The sequence below is a fragment of the Paenibacillus sp. J22R56 genome (assembly GCF_056269375.1).
On the sequence record NZ_JBWDNV010000010.1, the window covers coordinates 288854 to 306240 of the forward strand.

Sequence of the window (17387 nt, forward strand, 5' to 3'; positions counted from 1 at the left end):
ACTCCTATTGTCCAATATTGTTATGGGCGAACCAACGTACCATCTGCCTTGCGATCAAGCTGATAGGGGTTAAAATAAACCGATCGGCTCCACCCTTCTCCAAGCAGCTGCTGCGCTTTCAGCTCATCTAGTTCAATGCCAAGTCCTGGCTTTTGTGACGGATACAGATAACCGCCTTTCCGTTCAATGTGCCCCGCAAAAGCATCCTGCTCCTCCGGCCGGAAATGGTTCACTTCCTGAATACCAAAGTTCCAAATAGCCATATCGAGGTGCACAGCCGCCGCTTGGTTGACAGGGTCATTTTCCCCGCCTTCCTGCCAGGCAGTCCGAACGCCAAACGCTTCTCCTAACGCAGCAATTTTGCGACACGCACTTATCCCTCCTGCCTTCGAGACACGTACGCGGATAAAATCAATCAACTGCTCCTTGATCAGTTGTGTCCATTCCTGCGGATTTACGAATAACTCGCCGACAGCTTGAGGTGTTGCACTTTGCTGCCGCAAATGGCGATACCATCCGATCTGTTCTGGTGCTAACGCATCCTCAAGGAAGAACAGACTATACGGCTCAACCCGCTTGGCCAGCTGTATGGCGTTAACCGGTGATAGATGCTCATGCACATCATGGGTAAACTGAATGTTCATCCCAAATTCATTCCTTAGCTGCTCGAACATATTTGGTATCGCATTCAAATAAGACTGCTCATCAAACACTGGCCCGCTGCCCCATGCCTGCTGAGGAAGATTCGCCTTATCCCGATCGATAAAACCGCCGCCTCCGTAGCCGCCCATTTGAACACGGATCACAGAGTACCCCTCTTCGATGAACTTGTGTACATCCTCCTTCAGCTCGCCAATATCCTTCCCGCCCGCATGTCCATAGCATGGAATCGCTGCACGACAGGCACCGCCAAGCAGCTGATAGACCGGCAGGCCGGCTTCTTTTCCTTTTATATCCCACAGCGCCATATCAATACCGCCAATTGCCGTATGAAGCAAAGCTCCGTTTCTCCAATATCCACTCATATACATCGTCTGCCACAAATCCTCTATATTGGCGGCCTCTTTGCCGATTAACAGAGGGGCAAGCAATTGCTCAATAATCTGCACGACCGCTTCCGGGTTATACACATCCGATGCAGATCCAAGCCCATATAGTCCATCCTGGTCAGTCATAACTTTAACGATGGTCCAAGTCCCGTTTTTGCGGGTACGAATACATTTGATTCCTGTAATTTTTGCCATCCTATTGTCCTCCTCTTGTCGTGCTTCCTACCATTCTAAGCCCGTTCACAGGCATGCTAAATAAGACATCTTTAAACTTTCTGTCGCAATATTGGCTTCTTTCGCTCCAGCTATGTTTACGTGCTTATCGTTGCGCTAGAGTAGATATGAGCTTGCTAGATCTAGAGTCCAGACAAACATGAAAAATAGGCTGGAGCAAAGGTCTGTTAACGACCTTTGCTCCAGCCCTTTTCTGTTATCTCTTCAGCGGCTCGTAGCCAGCTGCTTGATAGATCATCTCGCTGAGGCGCACCACTTTGAGTGCGAATTCGCCAGGAACGAGTACTTCATGACGGCCGAGGATGGCGTCGATGAAGCTTTTATCTTGATTGGTGACGGGTTCGGGCAGCTCTGGCACGATGGTTTCCTCGCCCATACGACGGAGTGTGATATTACCATTGTCGTAGAAGATCCCGCCTTCCTCTCCGCAGAATGCAAACGTCTCATGCCAGCCAGGTGCATACCCAACGAAGTTCAAACTAGCGATAGCACCTTCCTCAAACTTGATCGAAGTAAAGGAATCAATCTCAACCGGCGCGCCATGGCTATTAATCCGCGATTGAACGTCCTCAGGAGTCAGTCCAGTTGTCCATAGCAGCACGTCGATAATATGGCTTCCCGAATCCATTAGGAACCCGCCGCCGGATAACGACGGAATCTGCCGCCAAGTATCAGTTGTAAGCTGGTACCACTCTTGGAAAAGCGATGCCGTTACGGAAGTAACCTTCCCGATTACTCCACTTTGAATCGCATCCCGGATGTACAAAAACTCTGGCTGAAAATGCCGCTGGTACGATACCTGCATCACTTTCTCCGTCTGCTTGGCCTTCTGAATCAGCTGCTCAGCTTCCTCCGATGAGCAGGTCATCGGCTTCTCAATCAGGACATGCAAATTATGATCCAATACATCATAGGCTTGTCTGAAGTGAAGCGTATGCGGCGAACAGATGACAACCGCGTCAAGCTCCCCTTCTTCCAACATATCCTCATATTCGGAAAACAACCTGGCATCCTGCAAACCAAATTTTTCTACAAAAGCAAGGCGATTGCTTTCGCTTGTATCCGCAAGCGCCGTAATTTGAACCTCAGGGAGCTCCAGCAGTTGTTTCGCATGCCAGCCGGCAATACCTCCCGTGCCAATAAATCCAATCCGAATTGTACTCATCACATACAGCCTCCCAACATTAATAGCCATGCCTGTGTCTGCAGTCTAGTAAGCGCTTACTTGTCTTTCTTACCACATCGGAAAGTTTAAGTTCTTTAAAGCGATAAAGCGTAAAGAAAATCATTACGATTGGCGATAAAAACTTCCGCTTAAACGCGGTCGCTCATCTTCGAAGTACAGATAGGAGTTTTTCTCATTTGTCCAAAGGCTTGTGTAGTACGCTAATAATACGCCAAAAAGGAGCCAGATTCCTGCATGGAATCTGGCTCCTTTCACACTTATTAACGATTATAAATTCGGTAGAATAGAACAGCTGCTTCTGCTCGTTTCAATTGGCCTTTTGGCTCCAGCATTCCATCATGGCCTTGCAAGAGACCGGCCTTCACAAGAGAGCTTATACTTCCCTTCGCATAAGCCGATATTTGATCTGCATCTGTATAATCCGCAAGCACATCCTCTGTGCCAACCGGTAGACCGGCTTTCACAGCTGCAAGAGCACGTTCGATAAACGTTGCCGCTTCTTCCCTCGTGATTGGTGCTTCCGGATCAAACCGGTTACCACCGGCACCATTTGTGATACCAAGCGACTTCGCAATGCCTACAGCCTCAGCATAATAACGACTTGCCTGCACATCTGCAAAGCTGCCTGGAGCATCCGAGGTGAGTCCAAGTGTATCTATGAGCAGCTTCACGAAGTCCGCCCGTTTGATAGATGCACCCGGCTTAAATGCCGTTTCCGATACACCTTTAATAACACCTTTTGACGCAAGCACCTCAATCGCTTCTTTCGCCCATCCGTAACCGTTTAAATCTGCAAACGATTTTTGCACATATGCAACTGCATACTGGCTAAAATGTTTTGTAGTAAATACGATCTGTCCGCCAGTTGCATCATAACGTGCGCTTGGCACAGGGAACGATTTTCCACTTCCGTCAATATACCAGATGGTCAGCTTATTTGTATCCACTTTCTCAGTCACCGAAGGGGCATAAGGAAGTGCTACCGTGACCGGAGATTGGCTATTATGCCAGTCAACAGTATGACCTGAAGATTGAACAGTCAGATCAACAACTGGACGATCTCCAATCTTCTTCAACAGCTCTTCGCTCCAACCACTTCTGTCTGCATTTCCAATACTGATGATTACGGTTTGACCAAGCTTACTCGCATCAGGCGTCAGCATATCACTGGACAATAGAATCGTTCCAGACGGTGTAATGAGCTCAATCTGCCGATTCGAGGATTGCTGTGTCAAATAACCCGACGGAAGCTCCAAAGAATAACCGTTTGCTCCACTAGCAGCAGGCAGTACAACCGTAATCTTTTTCTTGCCGGCTTGATCTGCTGCTTTGGAGAACGCTTGATCAAGCAATGTTGCCGTCAAGGAAAGCTTCGCATTCTTCGAGCTTGCATCTACAACAGCAGTACCTTCCACTTGTACCGTTCCATCTGCCTTAACTGTTACTTTCGGCTGATCAACTTGCCCAGAGCCTGAGCCAGATCCTGTACCAGGACCCGGATTCGTCGATCCGCCAATTGCAGTCAGTCTCGCTGCTAGTCCAGCCTTCACTGTTCCTTGCGGAAGCAGGCTGACAAAGTTCGCTGCTGCATCAATGCTTGTAACATCTTTCGCTTGTTCAGCCGCAGCAACCGCTGCTTCAGCCGATTGCGCGAGCAGGCTTCCATAATCAGAGCTAAGCAGGTACAGATCACCAAACTGCGTAGCATCCTTACTTGTTCCAATTCCTTGGTTATATTCGATAAAACCAGCACGGCCTGCGCCATCATGTTCATTAAGCAGGATCGTCAGACCAAGCTGATCCTCCGGCGAGAAGGTATATCCCGCACCATGAAGCGCAGAGATTGGAAGAGTAATCTCATAGAGTGTCGCATGCGTCGCTTCATCTCTTGTAATAACAGCATCCGCTGCGTTAAAAGCTCCAGCTGCTACGCCAGCAGGCGCACGCCATCTCCATTTCGATACCGTACCGCTATTCGTCAGCGCAAAACCAAGCTCGTTGACATTTTGGCTGGTAGAACCATCTTTTCTCGATAAATCGATACCAAGCTGCAAGCTGTCGCCCTGCCAAATATCGCCGTTTGTCCACGTTTGATAATGCGTATTATCCGTTGCACGGACCGTCACGTACAAATTCTCATCATCCCACCGAACGGTTGATTGTGCACTCAGGTCATCCTTGCCGCCCCAATTGCCGCCAAGGCTCGAGTAATTAACTGCACTTGAAATATCAATGACAGGCTGTACCTCGCTCTCGTCATCGAGACGGGTCGCGAAAGACTGTGCCGTTTTCACCTGGGTCACATAGGAATACCCGTTATCCAGCGTCACTTTATACTTCAGCGTATCGCCCGACAGATAAGGGAGCTTGATCGTTACACTCTCACCAAGTGCGATATTGTTGAAGCGGACCGGTACGAACAGATCTTTGTAGCTGTCCGGTGAAATGACTTCAATCTTGCCAGCAAGTGGAGCCGATTCTGTCATATTGGTCAACTTCAGCGCAAAATTCGCATTTGCCGGATGACTTTCATCAAACTCACCTTTCACCAGATCCAGCGATACCGGAACCAAATTCGTTCCTGTTACTTTTGTGCCCGCTTCATTGACCAGCTGCAGTCCACCTTTGAACAGGTTGTTAGCGATAACCAGCTTCTCAATGTCTGGCCCAGCATACACATGATTCGTATTTGGCTGCTGGAAGTAGGAATCATAGAGCGTAATATCGCCGCCAATAGCATTGATACCGCGTTGTCCTACTCTCGTAAAGTTGCTTTGCTGGATACGAACTTCTCCTCCGAAAATATCAAAGGAACGGGTCGTATCTCCCCACATCGAAGAGTTAAAGAAGATAGCCTTGGAGTCAAAATCTTCCCCAACAACAACGTACACTTTATCGGAGGAGCTCATCGAGACCAGCTCGGTGTTAATCAGTTTAAGACCTGCTTCTCCTGCGCTGTCCAGCACCGCGCCCTTCTTGCTGCCATCCGTACCGTGACCGATGACGACAGCTTCCGGCCCTTTACCATTCTGCTCCTCAAAATGAATACCATATTTCGAGCCATACACAAATGTATTAAAGATCGTTTCGCCTTTAACATCGCCAATACGGAATGCGTCCAGATTTTCCTTCTGGTAGCTCCATACCGCATCAAAATCCTGGTCGTTAGACGGATGGTTAGGGAAATTGTTACGTCCGTAATAATGCGGATTGAACTGTACGTTACGCATTAATCCGCCTTCAGCTCCGCCGCCAAGGAAAATACCTTCCATCAGCGGTGATCCAGCTACGTAATCGATATAGTGACCGCTTGTATTATGGGAACCAAAGTCTACGCCTTTATACGGGTTAATAAGCGTTGTATCGATCAGATATACACCTGTTCCTTGACCCTGTACCGTCCAGGCATACGGCTTCACATTGGTCCAGCTTTGCTGATCGTAATAGACCGACAAGCCTCTTAAGCCGGCATCCTGCTCAAGTGACAGGAATGGTACACCATCTGGATCGTTTTCGCCATGATTCGTGAATAAAACAGTACCTCCGCCAATCGTATGATGCGGAACATCCCATGAACCACGCAGCTCAACGCCGCTTGGAACGGTCAGCGGATCATTAGCGCGATAGATACCAGCCGGCAAATAAACGGTGCCGCCTCCTGCTGCATCAGCATCATCAAGCGCCTGCTGGATAATGGCCGATACATCTGTCTCACCTGTGCTGTCAGCCTCATAAGGTGCTGCTGTAATATCAAACAGACTGTTGGTTGCTGGTTTAGGTCTGTTTTCCAGATCTAATGCTCCCACTTCAGGAAGCTGTTCAAGTGTATACTGCGCTCCTTGGCGGACACTAACCTCCGCTGCTTCGCTCTCATCAAGGACAGCCAGACTGCCGTTATGACCGGAATTGATCGCGTTAACGGTATTAACGCTGCCTTCCAGCTTCACATGCTTCGAAGCCTTAGCGAAACTCGACTGACCTAATAGGAATGAGCCTCCCTTTGCTTCAATAGCATAACCGCCGCTTTGATCATCCCAATTCTCAAACGTACTGTTCTCGAAGGACAATACTCCACTGCCTTCATTTACAACAGCATGATGCGGATTACCGCCAAACGTCACCGTATTGAACTGGGCAATCGAATGGAAGCCCTCTGTTGCATAGACAGCTTTTGGCTCTGTACCCACACTCGCCTTAAAGCTGCTGTCCGAGACAAGAAGGCCAAAATCGTTAACGCCTTCTATTTTCAAAGCCACATTACAATCTTCAATATTAATTTTATAGAGCTGGGCATTTGCCGTCTCCAGGCTGCCCGTTCTTGTTGTAATCCGCATACCTGTTTTGAAATCGGCAATATGAATGTCCGACATGTACTCCCAGTCCGACCGGCCCATCACAATGCCTTCCGAATTGGTCGTCATATACGACTTCAAATCTGCTTCTTGAGGTGAACCTGCAAGACTCGAGTCAGCCCAATACGAAGAAGACAGCCTTACATGCTCCAATCTTCCGATATCCGTCGTGTAGTCGAGGAAAATTCCCGTTTTAAGTGCTGTGCCATACAAATTACGGACATAGTGAAGCTCATTCCAGGATGGACCAATCTTGATCCCGTTATAGGAATTGACGAGCGTCACATTCTTGATCGTCATGCTGTCACCCGACAGCTGCTCGAACGTCCACGGGTAAGCAACCGGCGAACTGGCCGACTGCTCCGGATACCAGACGGACAAGTTCGTCACGCCGCTCACCGGTGCCAGCTGCAGGAAGCTTGGGCCATTCTCAACACCCTTGTCGGCATATACAGCAAGGATGGTTCCTTCGACCTCGCCTCCTGAAACCTCAGGACTGTTCCAGTCACCACGCAGTGTAACGCCAGTTGGTACGATTAGATGTTTGGTCAGTTTATAGGTGCCAGCAGGTGCAAAAACAACTCCGCCGCCCTTATTGCCGGCTGCCGCCAGCGCATCCTCGAAGGCTTTCGTGTCATCCGCTGTACCGTCGCCAACTGCGCCAAAATCCTTCACGCTCATATCGGCAATTACAACGTCATCCGTTGGATAGACCGTGTCGTAGACTTTGGTCGCTGTATCAGAGTTCAGCTGCGGCGATTTCTTCACCGTAACCGATGCAATATGCAGATCGGGATTGCTTCCAAGTGCTCCCGGCCCGGATACATGAAGCCGGAAATCTCCGTTATTCGTACGGTTAGCAAACTTGGCGTCGCCAAGCTTAAAGGTATGTTTTCTCCACGTATTCGTATTCGTATAAGTAAACTCTGGCGCATCCTTGAACGATGCCGACTGCGAATCGTACTGCAGCTTCATGCTGCCGCTGCCGCTGTCATAATATTCGACCGTTACAAAAACATCCTGGTCCGAGTTGTCATACAAGTAAGCGTCATCTACATTGAAGTAAAAATAGAGAATATTATCGCCATGAACCGTTGGGCTAATCGTTTGATTCGTTTGCCAATACGTTTTCCCCGCGATTTCGCCCGTCAGCAAATGCTCTGCTGCTCCATCGCCTGGTACTGCCGTAATGCCATTAGATACCGGTGTCTCGCCCAAAATGATTCCTGGATCCGATGTTTCCGGTTCTTCAGGAACTGTTGGCTGCTTCGCTGTCTTCTTGACGGTAACACTCGCCAGCTTCAAATCAGGATTAAGCTCACCGTTAATACCTCCACCTTCAATCGCAATCCTGAAGTCGGTATCGTTCGTACGGTTTGCGAACTTCGCATCCGTCAGATTAAAGGTATAGTCCTTCCAGCTCTTCGTATCGCCATAAGTAAACTTGGCGCTGTCCTTAAAGGCAGCCGACTGCGCATCATATTGGAGCAGGAAGCTCCCGCTTCCCTCATCATAGTAGCGAAGGGTCACATCAACGTTAAAATCAGAGCTGTCGAATAAATAATCGTCGCTGACGTTCATATAGAAGTAAGTGGTACCTTCCGCCTTGTTAGTCTGCCAATAAGGGATATCCGCTTCCGTACCCGTCAGAAGTCCATCTCCATTATCCCCCGCTCTACCGGATAGACCATTCTCAACCGGTGTTGCCCCAAGGGTAATGCTCACATCATCAGCAGCTTCATCCGCCGCATGAACACTAGGCAAACCAATGAAACCAACAGAAGAGAAAATCATCAGCATAACGAGTAGTCTCGCCATTTGAGCACGTACTTTTGTCCAATTTTGGTTCGTTATCACAATCAAACCTCCATTTTTGCAGATGTATTTGGTCTGTATCCGCTTACATAGTCATAAAAAAAGAGAAGCCCCCTATAGGTGTCATCAGGCCGGCTTCTCTTCGAGTGTCTGTGCGGTATGTTAGTTGTTATTACTTCTTGTTAGCTAGGAAAGCATCAATTTGTTTTTGAGTCTCTGTGATAATGGTATCGAGACCATTTTTCTTTTGTGCTGCGATGTAATCATTAACCGATTTCTCTACATCTTTCACAACGCCAAACTCAATTGGTCTGCTGAGCTCGTCACTTGCTGCATCACGTTTGGCCACTTCGTTCTTCATTGTATCTTCAGCAAGGAAGAGACCGTCGATTGGCGAGTTGACATTGTTAGGCTCACTTGCGAACTTCGCTTCATTCACCCAGAAGTCTGCTCCGTAAGTCATCGTTGGACGCATGAATTGCGGCTTCCAGAACGCCCATTGGCCGCCCCACTCCATGTAGTTACTTGTTGTTGTTTCCATGCCATCCGGATATTCCGCTGTATCACCGTTCAGGACATACGTTTTGCCTTCAATACCGTATTGTACAAGGTCATACAAGGTTTTGTCTGTTTCCATCATGTCAAGGAAACGAAGGACGCGGTCCGCATTTTTCGAGTTGCGGTTAATGGCAACAACGTTAGCAAGTGCGGTACGGTTAATGAAACGTTTGTCAGGGTAGAACTCAGAAGCGACCAGCTTATACGTTGGGTCAGCGAAGCCAGGGTTTGCTTCTACCCATTCATGGGAAGTAACTGTAACCAGCTTCTTGCCGTTTCTCCACTCAGCTGCTTCATCGGTCTTGTCGATCATCGCATCACGGTTGATGAGGTTATCGTCATACCATACTTTCGCAAGCTTAGAAGCTTCCAGGTAGAACGGCTGCTGCTCAACCGGCTGTACTTTTACAGCTGGATCGCTCAGGTAGAAGCCAAGACCATGGAAGTTCAGGTCGACCCACTCATCACGAATCATGTAGATCGACAGCGGTGTCGTACGGGAAATTCTTTCGTTCGGGTAGGCTTCTTTCATCTGACGAAGCAATTTGTCCATATCTTCAATCGTTTTTACAGAGCCTTCTGGAATGTCCAGCCCTGCTTTCTCAGTCAGGTCAGAGCGCCAAGCGATGAATTTACGCTCATTCATCTTCATTGTCCACGGCAGGCCAACAATGTTACCATTTACCGTTGCAGCGCCAAGTGTACCTTGCTCCTCATATTTCTTATACAGGTTAGGTGCATATTCTGGCAGCAGATCGTTTAACGTCATATACGAGCCTTTGGCAGCCATCTGTTTATACGACAGCCAGTCACCGTCAAAGTTCATATCCCACTTATCGCCGGATGCAGCCATTACGAGCATTTTATCTTTGAAATCGCCAAACGGAATAAAGTTAATATCGAATTTAATATTGAGTCCTTTTTCTTTTACATAATCGCTGACTTTGGACCATACTTCGTCCGTAGCCGCTTTCTTGTCACCACCGAAGTAGAACTTCAGCGTAACTTCTTTTTCCGGCTCTTTAGACGGCTCTGTTCCTTCTGTCTGTGAGCTTTCCTTAGGAGCGTTGCTGCCACCGCTGTTGCTTGGCGTGTTGCCATTGCCGTTATTGGAGCTGCATGCCGAGAGCATAATGCTTAGTGACATCGTAGCTGCGAGGGCTAACGACATAATGCGGATCTTCTTTTTCATCCTGACCTCTCCCTTATGCTTGTCATTTATATACTACACGGCGTTAGCCGATATAGTCATCCCTTTACTGCACCTACCATAAGACCCTTGACGAAATAACGCTGCAAGAATGGATACAGGAAAACAATTGGGCCAATCGTGACGACCGTAAGCGCCATCTTGATCGATTCTGACGGAATTTGCGCCGATATGCGCTGCATCGCAGAAGCGTTGCTTGAACTCTTCAGGAAATCGACGTTGGAGACGAGCGTTCGCAGTAAGAGCTGCAGCGGCTGAAGCTCTTGCTTGTCAACGAACATCAGGCCAAGGAACCAATCATTCCAGTAGCTTAATGCGACGAACAATCCAACGGTTGCGAGTACGGGAAGCGAGAGCGGCATAACAAGGCGGTAAAAGATTTTGAAATCTCCTGCTCCGTCCATTTTCGCCGACTCATTAATTTCCTCGGGAATCGAATGCATGAAGTTGCGGATGAGGAACATATTGAACGCATTAGCGAGCATCGGTAAAATCAGTGCCCATAGCGAGTCTTTCAGATCGAGATAATGAACGCAGATGATATACCATGGCACCAGACCGCCGTTGAACAGCATCGTAATAATAACGTAGACCGATAAAATATTACGGTACTTGAAGGAGCGTCTTGCCATTACATACGCCCCCATGCTGGTGACGAGCACAGACAGGACAGTCCCTGCTGTCGTTACAAGAATACTGATGCCGTATGCATCAATGATCCGGTTGGAGCCAAGAAACAGAATCCGATAAGAGTCAAACGTTATATGATGCGGCCATAGCGTATAGCCGTAATCCATAATGTCCTTTTCTGTGCTTAGCGAGCCTGATATAACCATGATGAATGGGAATAAACAGGACAAGCTGAACAAGGAAATGAAGAGAACGATGAGAGACTGCGAGATTGAGAATTTATTGACGGGCATATTATGTTTCCTCCGTTCTAGAAGATAGCCGAATCTTTATCGATTTTGCGAGCTGCGTAGTTGCTGACAATAACCAGAACGAAGGCAATCATCGACTGCAGGAAGCCTGCCGCGGAAGCCATTCCGATGTCGCCGGATTTACGCAAGCTGCGGTAGACAAAGGTGTCGATTACATCTGTTGTTGGGAAGAGCAGCGAAGCATCGCCAACCATCGCGTAAAACATGCCGAAATCCGCATTCATAATTCTTCCCACAGCAAGCAGGGTTAGTATAATGATCGTTGGTCTCAGCATCGGAATACTGATATAGCGGATTTGCTGCCATCTTGTCGCTCCATCAATCGAAGCTGCTTCATAATAGGAGTTATCGATGGACGTCAGCGCCGCCAGATAAATGATGGTGCCATATCCTGTCACCTTCCATCTGACTGCGATGGTAAGAATGATCGGCCAGAGTCCCGCTTCACTATAGAAGTCGATCGGCTGGAGGCCGATGGTTGTAAGGAAGTGGTTGACCGCGCCACTCTCGAAGTCGAGCAGGTTGTAGGCGAATACGCCAACGACAATCCAGGAAATAAAGAACGGGAGGAACGTTAAGGACTGTGATACCCGTTTGAAATATTTGTTCCTGATCTCGTTGAGCAACAACGCGAACCCAACTTCGAAAATCAGGCCTACGATGATGAACAACGCGTTCAGCAGGATCGTGTTTCTCACTGCCCGGAACGCCGTGTCCGAAGAGAACAAATAGTCAAAGTTATTAAATAGCGGATTCATCCAATTACTGCCGAATATCCCCTTGGTAAAATCGAAATCTTTGAAGGCGATTACAAGTCCGGCCAGCGGCAAGTAGTTGAATAGAAATAGGAGTACCGCTACTGGGAGGAACATAAGCAGCAAGGTGCGATTTTTAAACAATTCCCGAATGACTCCATTTTTCATAGCGTTTTCCCTTCTCTCTTGTGATAGTTTTATTGTAGATTTGAGGGGAATTGAAAACCATGAGTGGATCTTATACTTTATAGTTTGGGATTAAACAAAGCTGTCCTGAGGTTGGTTTTGTTGTGATTAAAGAAGAGATATGCCCTATGTAGGGGAGAGTGGTATGCCCCTTCGGCCGCGGTTGTCTGCAGGAAATTAGAACAATTCCACTAGAGTGGATATTTCCCGCAGACAAAGGCGGACGCTCTCGCTACTCAGGGGCATACCCCTGCTCCTAGCAAGGCAATATCTATTCCATAATCAAAGCAACAAAGCCGCCCTCAAAGGCGGCTTTGTTTGTTGGGGTGGGGCCGGGATTTTACTCGCTGTATGTATGGGGCGGGCGGCTCGCGTAAGATTTGAAGTACAAGGATCACTAACCTTAATAACGAAACAGCAGCAGCCAAAGACTTAAAAATAAAGTCCTAGACTGCTGCTGTTTTATTTAAAGCCGCTCCGGGTACAAGAAGAGTAGAAGTTAAGTGAGGTAAAAAAAATTGAGGACGGTGATCCGAATGTCCGTTCAACAGCATGATTACGAAGAACGCCATATTGAGAAAAGGCATGACCCGAGCCGTGTGGCATCCACATTTATCAAATACTTTGCTTATGTGATCATTACTTTCGGGGTGCTGTATTTCATCGCAAAATACCTCCTGCCGATGTTTTAGTCCTCGGCGTATCGACCAAAGATTGACTTAACAAGAACTAAAACCGTCCAAAACATTGGACGGTTTTAGTTCTTGTCTATTTCTACAAATTAAATGAGGGTCGACCTTTAATCCCAATTTCTTCAGTTGGAGAATAAGGGTATTCCATTTCCCACCGATGAGATCGAGCGTCGCTTCCACGGGGATATTATAGGATTTATTTTGGTTACGGGTCATCTCTGTAATTCAACTTTCCCAAGTACCATCCGCTTTTGTTACTTGCCATTTACCGTTTTTGTATTCAACTATAACTTTTGTTCCTATCGCTCCATCACCAGCTCTATTTTTAGAGCCTTCAACAACAAACTTCTTGTTTTTAATCTCTGTCTTTTCGACTCGCAGCAAAACACCGTCAAGAACCATCGTCTGAGGATTATATAGCCCCTCGGACTTTAATTGGTCATATGTCGCTTCTATTACTTCAACATTGTATTTGTTAAAATACATTAAGATTTGTTTCTTGTCTGCATCGTCAAGGTCTTTAAAGGTACTCATGTCAATTGCAATATATTTCATATCTCCATTTAGACCTTCGTCAATCGGCATGTACGCATCTAATGCTAAACTGTATAGTTCCCCCATATCTTTTGTTGGTTTCGTGTTCGTACACGCAGTGACTAACATTAGACAGAGTAAAGTCAAACATAATAAAAACTTTGCTATTCTCATTCCCACCCCTCCAATTTTATCAGACGAAATGGGTTGTTTTTTTGTTTCAAGCTTATTCCTAATGAGGATTTTCCGCGCTGTAATGACGGCAGCGGCTCAATCTTTTATTTTTAATGCGGAAGTCGGTGGAGTAAGGGATTTGGAAGTAGAAGTAACGGACAGGAGTGAGCAGCAATGCAGCTGAAACCGCACAAAACCATTGTGACCTTCATAATAATCTGCGCACTGCAGCTAACGTTCTCAGCGGTGCGGTTATTCAATACGGACCATCAACTGGTACCGGCTTTTATTGGCTTTACGTATTTCCTTGTGAGTCTAGTATTCCTGGGGCTCCTCGTCGTGATGCTAATCGACCTGCTGACGAAAGCCCGGCGAACGATTCAAGGCTGCATCATAAACAAGGAAGGCAGTATCATTAACGTGCTGCGGGATGACGGTAAGTTAAAGCGTTTCAAAATAAACGTGCCAGAGGTGCTCGAGGCGCTCCGAGTTGACCATAGAGTCGAGATCGTGAGCACGAATCTGGCCAATCTTCCGAGCCGGATCACGGTAATTGAGTGACGAGTGCAACTCCTCCACCTCCAAGAAGGCTTTTTATTAGAGCCTCGCGAACGTGATGTAATCGATTTGCACTGGCTCTGCCGATTCGATCCGAAGTGCCCGGTTGATCTGTCCCCGGTGATATTGCCCATGTAAGAGGACCTGCAACAGGATGTCCCGGATGGACGTTTGGAACGGAACCCCGCTCTGGTTTGCATAGTCGATCATCTCGTCCAACTCGGATTCCTCCAGTCCTTCGATATAAACGCGATATTGCTTGGCGTTTTCTTCGAACATCGTCCGGATCTCCATCAGGTCTTCCGCTTCCTCCCACAACGAATATTGCGCACTGCCCTTGCCTTGCAATCGGGACAGCCAGACTTGTTCCGCGACCGCGACGTGCCGAACCAGCTTCAGAAGGTCCTTGTTCTTCGTTCCACTCTCCTCGAGCGCGTCCAATATACGTCCGTCCGCCCAGTATAGGTGCTCCATCATGCACTTGATTGTTTTCATTTCTGTTTCCCCCTCTTCATCTCATCGATTACTAAACATATTTGTTAGTAATTTTACGTTGTCATTGCCTTAAGTTTCAATATCCGAATAAATAAACTCGAGCATTTTCGAGCCAAGTTTTAGATGATAACTCCTGTTTAAAGTTAGGCTTCTCTTGTTTACCTACTAATAAGAGGAGTGATGGCAATGAAACGAGTTTCAAAGATTCTTCCATTTTCCAAAAATTTATACTGCCGTTTTCGTGATGATGATGTTCCTGCTCTAGGGGCGCAGCTTACGTATTATTTTATTTTGTCATTTTTTCCGTTTCTTATTTTTGTGGTGAGCTTAATGAGTTTTGTCCAGTTGTCTGGAGACAGTGTCGTCGCTGAGCTTATTCGTCTGCTGCCGGAGCAAACGGGTGAAGCGATTGAAAATATTTTGCAGGAGGTAACGAACAACAGCAGAGGTACGCTGATATCGATCGGTATGATCGCTACGCTCTGGTCAGCGTCCAATGGTGTTAATGCGGTCATTAAGGGTGTTAATAAAGCATATGATGTCGAAGAAAACCGCCCGTTCTGGAAGGTGAGAGCGATCTCGCTTGCTGCGACGGTTGTGCTAGCCCTTGCCATTTTGCTGGCGATTGTTTTGCTTATTTTTGGAGAGGTGATCGAAGAATTTCTATTTGATTGGTTCGATTCCCCGGTAGGCTTCGGACTCATCTGGGGCATATTGAAATACGTCTTTCCCATTTCGTTCATGATTGTTGTTTTCTCGCTGCTCTACTGGATTGTCCCCAACCACAAAATTCGTTTCAAAACAGCCATTCCAGGTGCTATGTTTGCGACCTTTGGCTGGATTGTATCCTCATTGCTGTTCCAATTCTATATTAACAACTTTGGCAACTATTCCAAGACGTACGGAAGCATCGGCGGCATTATCATCTTGCTGATCTGGCTGTACATCAGCTCCAATATTATCATTCTAGGCGGAGAGGTCAATGCTACACTTGCAAGTGAGCAAGCGAAGCCCTCTGTTGATAACGCGCTGCGGAACAGCAGCGGTAAGCAAAAATCACACTCGATTAAGCTGTAGTCAGGATACAGCAAATACGATCAACATAGCGACTAGAGCGGGAGCGCACATATTGAAATTACCCGTTAAAGTAACGAAGCTGCCATGGCGGCAGCTTTCATTTTTGGTATATTTCAATTTTGGAACTCAATATCATGTGCGATACACCACTCAATCACCAATTCCTTTATCTTGTTCTCCTTGTAGGTATACCATTTCTTATCAATGCCAAAATCTATTATTTTATCTTTAAATCTGCGAAATGCGCCTTTCCCAATAATTGCGGCATTTAGCGCTTCATTGATCTTTTCATCTTCAAGAGTACTTATGAACTCTTCTATGAGTTCATATTCGTTATAGTCGTTTTTTAACGTGAAATCAGCATATTTCCCTTGTTCATCCTCGAGTATGCAAATTGCCCGTTCAATGTTCTCTCTTTGCCATTCGGGGAAATTTTCAAGCGGCCGTTCATCTTCAGCAGCTCGAATTTCTTCTCCACTTAATGTAATCACTTCACCTGTTGTAACATCTATATAAGTAAACGTATCATCTAAATCCATTTCAATCTCGCCGACTAATTCATCCAATTTCACGGGTTTCTTCACTAATAAAACCATCCTTTCCTACTCATTAGTAGAGTTCTTTATTCCAGCAAACGTATTGTCATATTGACTATTATTAGCATTAAAATTATTCCTGATATAATGAAATTGGTAAATATGTAATTTTTTTATTAGGAGGGAATAATCTGAGGCAGTATGCTAAATACATTCTCGCTGCTTTTGCTGCTGTATTAGTTGTGGTGACTGTCTTACTCGTACAGCGCAGCTTTTTTCAAGAGAAGCTTACTGATTACACGATAGTCAATGATGGTATCGTGGTCACTAAGGAATTCAGCGTCAAGTCCCATACCGCAAATCAAAACACATCAGCAACAGGAACAATCTTTGTGTGGGGCGAGAAACAAATGGCTGATCGGATGCGAATTGTTGCTTCGTATGAGATTGATCCAAAAGATTACGGCGGAATAACCGTGTACATTCCAAAGAAATGGTATATCTCCAATATTCTAAGCAGTCACCCTGAGAATCAAAAGACATCTCTACAGCCATACGCTTCTGAAGGAGATATGACCCTAGGTAATAAATGGAGGAATCAGGTTGTAATTGGTGTAGATTATTTAGGTAAACCCTCAGGAGGAGGAACTGGAACGATAATAATTGATTTAGTTTCTGATCACAAAACAATCTTACCATCGGAAAACTTCAATTTTGTGGTTGCTGTAGGCTCCAATACGGATCCGAAAAATGGTGCGAGGTCAGTAGGAGTAGATTTCATCAAGATTCCTATCTCTGTAGATGCTGAGAGCTAAGGTGAAAGCTTGAATCGAGACTTTAAAGGTATTTCTTTGTCCAATTATTAAAAACTATTATAAAAATGATAAGTCGAGTAAAATCAGCAAGCCCCCTAAAATGATAGGACAATAATACCCCATATCTAATTAATTTTAGTTTTTTGCCATTAGGACTTGTTTATTAAGAAGTGAACGTGAAGCTTATCCATTGCGCTGTCATGGTAACTGAACCATCCGA

Annotated in this window: 13 protein-coding genes; 4 read left to right on the plus strand and 9 right to left on the minus strand. The window is 46.4% G+C overall.

The features are described 5' to 3' along the window. Positions 1-20: 20 nt before the first annotated feature. From AC0YNT_RS24180 to AC0YNT_RS24205, 6 genes are all read right to left on the minus strand, one after another. Complete coding sequence (locus AC0YNT_RS24180; RefSeq protein WP_475806901.1) at positions 21-1244, minus strand: enolase C-terminal domain-like protein; 1224 nt, start codon at positions 1242-1244, stop codon at positions 21-23. 235 nt (positions 1245-1479) lie between these two features. After that, complete coding sequence (locus tag AC0YNT_RS24185) at positions 1480-2448, minus strand: Gfo/Idh/MocA family protein (protein WP_475806902.1); 969 nt, start codon at positions 2446-2448, stop codon at positions 1480-1482. Between the two features lie 281 nt (positions 2449-2729). Further along, positions 2730-8678 (minus strand): S-layer homology domain-containing protein, encoded by a 5949-nt coding sequence (locus AC0YNT_RS24190; RefSeq protein ID WP_475806903.1) that lies wholly within the window; start codon positions 8676-8678, stop codon positions 2730-2732. A 130-nt stretch (positions 8679-8808) separates the two neighbouring features. Further along, the gene (locus AC0YNT_RS24195; protein ID WP_475806904.1) at positions 8809-10386 is read right to left on the minus strand and encodes an extracellular solute-binding protein; all 1578 of its coding nucleotides are present in this window, start codon (positions 10384-10386) and stop codon (positions 8809-8811) included. Positions 10387-10442: 56 nt separating this feature from the next. Then, entirely contained in the window at positions 10443-11327 is an 885-nt protein-coding gene (locus AC0YNT_RS24200; RefSeq protein ID WP_475806905.1) for a carbohydrate ABC transporter permease, read from the minus strand. Between the two features lie 17 nt (positions 11328-11344). Then, positions 11345-12268 carry an ABC transporter permease gene (locus tag AC0YNT_RS24205; protein WP_475806906.1) on the minus strand — a complete coding sequence of 308 codons (924 nt, stop codon included), beginning with the start codon at positions 12266-12268 and terminating at the stop codon, positions 11345-11347. 554 nt (positions 12269-12822) lie between these two features. Between AC0YNT_RS24205 and AC0YNT_RS24210 the strand changes: the two genes are divergently transcribed. Continuing rightward, on the plus strand, positions 12823-12978 hold the full coding sequence (locus tag AC0YNT_RS24210; protein ID WP_475806907.1) for a hypothetical protein: 156 nt from the start codon (positions 12823-12825) through the stop codon (positions 12976-12978). A gap of 225 nt (positions 12979-13203) precedes the next feature. Here the strand turns inward: AC0YNT_RS24210 and AC0YNT_RS24215 are convergent, their stop codons facing one another. Continuing rightward, positions 13204-13686: a peptide ABC transporter substrate-binding protein gene (locus tag AC0YNT_RS24215; RefSeq protein WP_475806908.1), complete on the minus strand. Its 483-nt coding sequence runs from the start codon at positions 13684-13686 to the stop codon at positions 13204-13206. Between the two features lie 174 nt (positions 13687-13860). On the opposite strand from AC0YNT_RS24215, the gene AC0YNT_RS24220 reads away from it, so the two are divergent. Continuing rightward, positions 13861-14247, plus strand: coding sequence for a hypothetical protein (locus AC0YNT_RS24220; RefSeq protein WP_475806909.1), 387 nt, complete (start codon positions 13861-13863; stop codon positions 14245-14247). A gap of 36 nt (positions 14248-14283) precedes the next feature. On the opposite strand, the gene AC0YNT_RS24225 is transcribed toward AC0YNT_RS24220, so the two are convergent. Next, positions 14284-14721, minus strand: coding sequence for a DinB family protein (locus AC0YNT_RS24225; RefSeq protein WP_475806910.1), 438 nt, complete (start codon positions 14719-14721; stop codon positions 14284-14286). Between the two features lie 204 nt (positions 14722-14925). Here AC0YNT_RS24225 and AC0YNT_RS24230 point away from each other — a divergent pair, with 204 nt between their 5' ends. After that, positions 14926-15816, plus strand: coding sequence for a YihY/virulence factor BrkB family protein (locus tag AC0YNT_RS24230; RefSeq protein WP_475806911.1), 891 nt, complete (start codon positions 14926-14928; stop codon positions 15814-15816). A 113-nt stretch (positions 15817-15929) separates the two neighbouring features. Here the strand turns inward: AC0YNT_RS24230 and AC0YNT_RS24235 are convergent, their stop codons facing one another. Next, a complete protein-coding gene (locus AC0YNT_RS24235) occupies positions 15930-16400 on the minus strand; it encodes a UPF0158 family protein (protein ID WP_475806912.1) in 471 nt (156 codons plus the stop codon). A gap of 194 nt (positions 16401-16594) precedes the next feature. Here AC0YNT_RS24235 and AC0YNT_RS24240 point away from each other — a divergent pair, with 194 nt between their 5' ends. Beyond that, on the plus strand, positions 16595-17167 hold the full coding sequence (locus tag AC0YNT_RS24240; RefSeq protein WP_475806913.1) for a hypothetical protein: 573 nt from the start codon (positions 16595-16597) through the stop codon (positions 17165-17167). Positions 17168-17387: the final 220 nt, after the last annotated feature.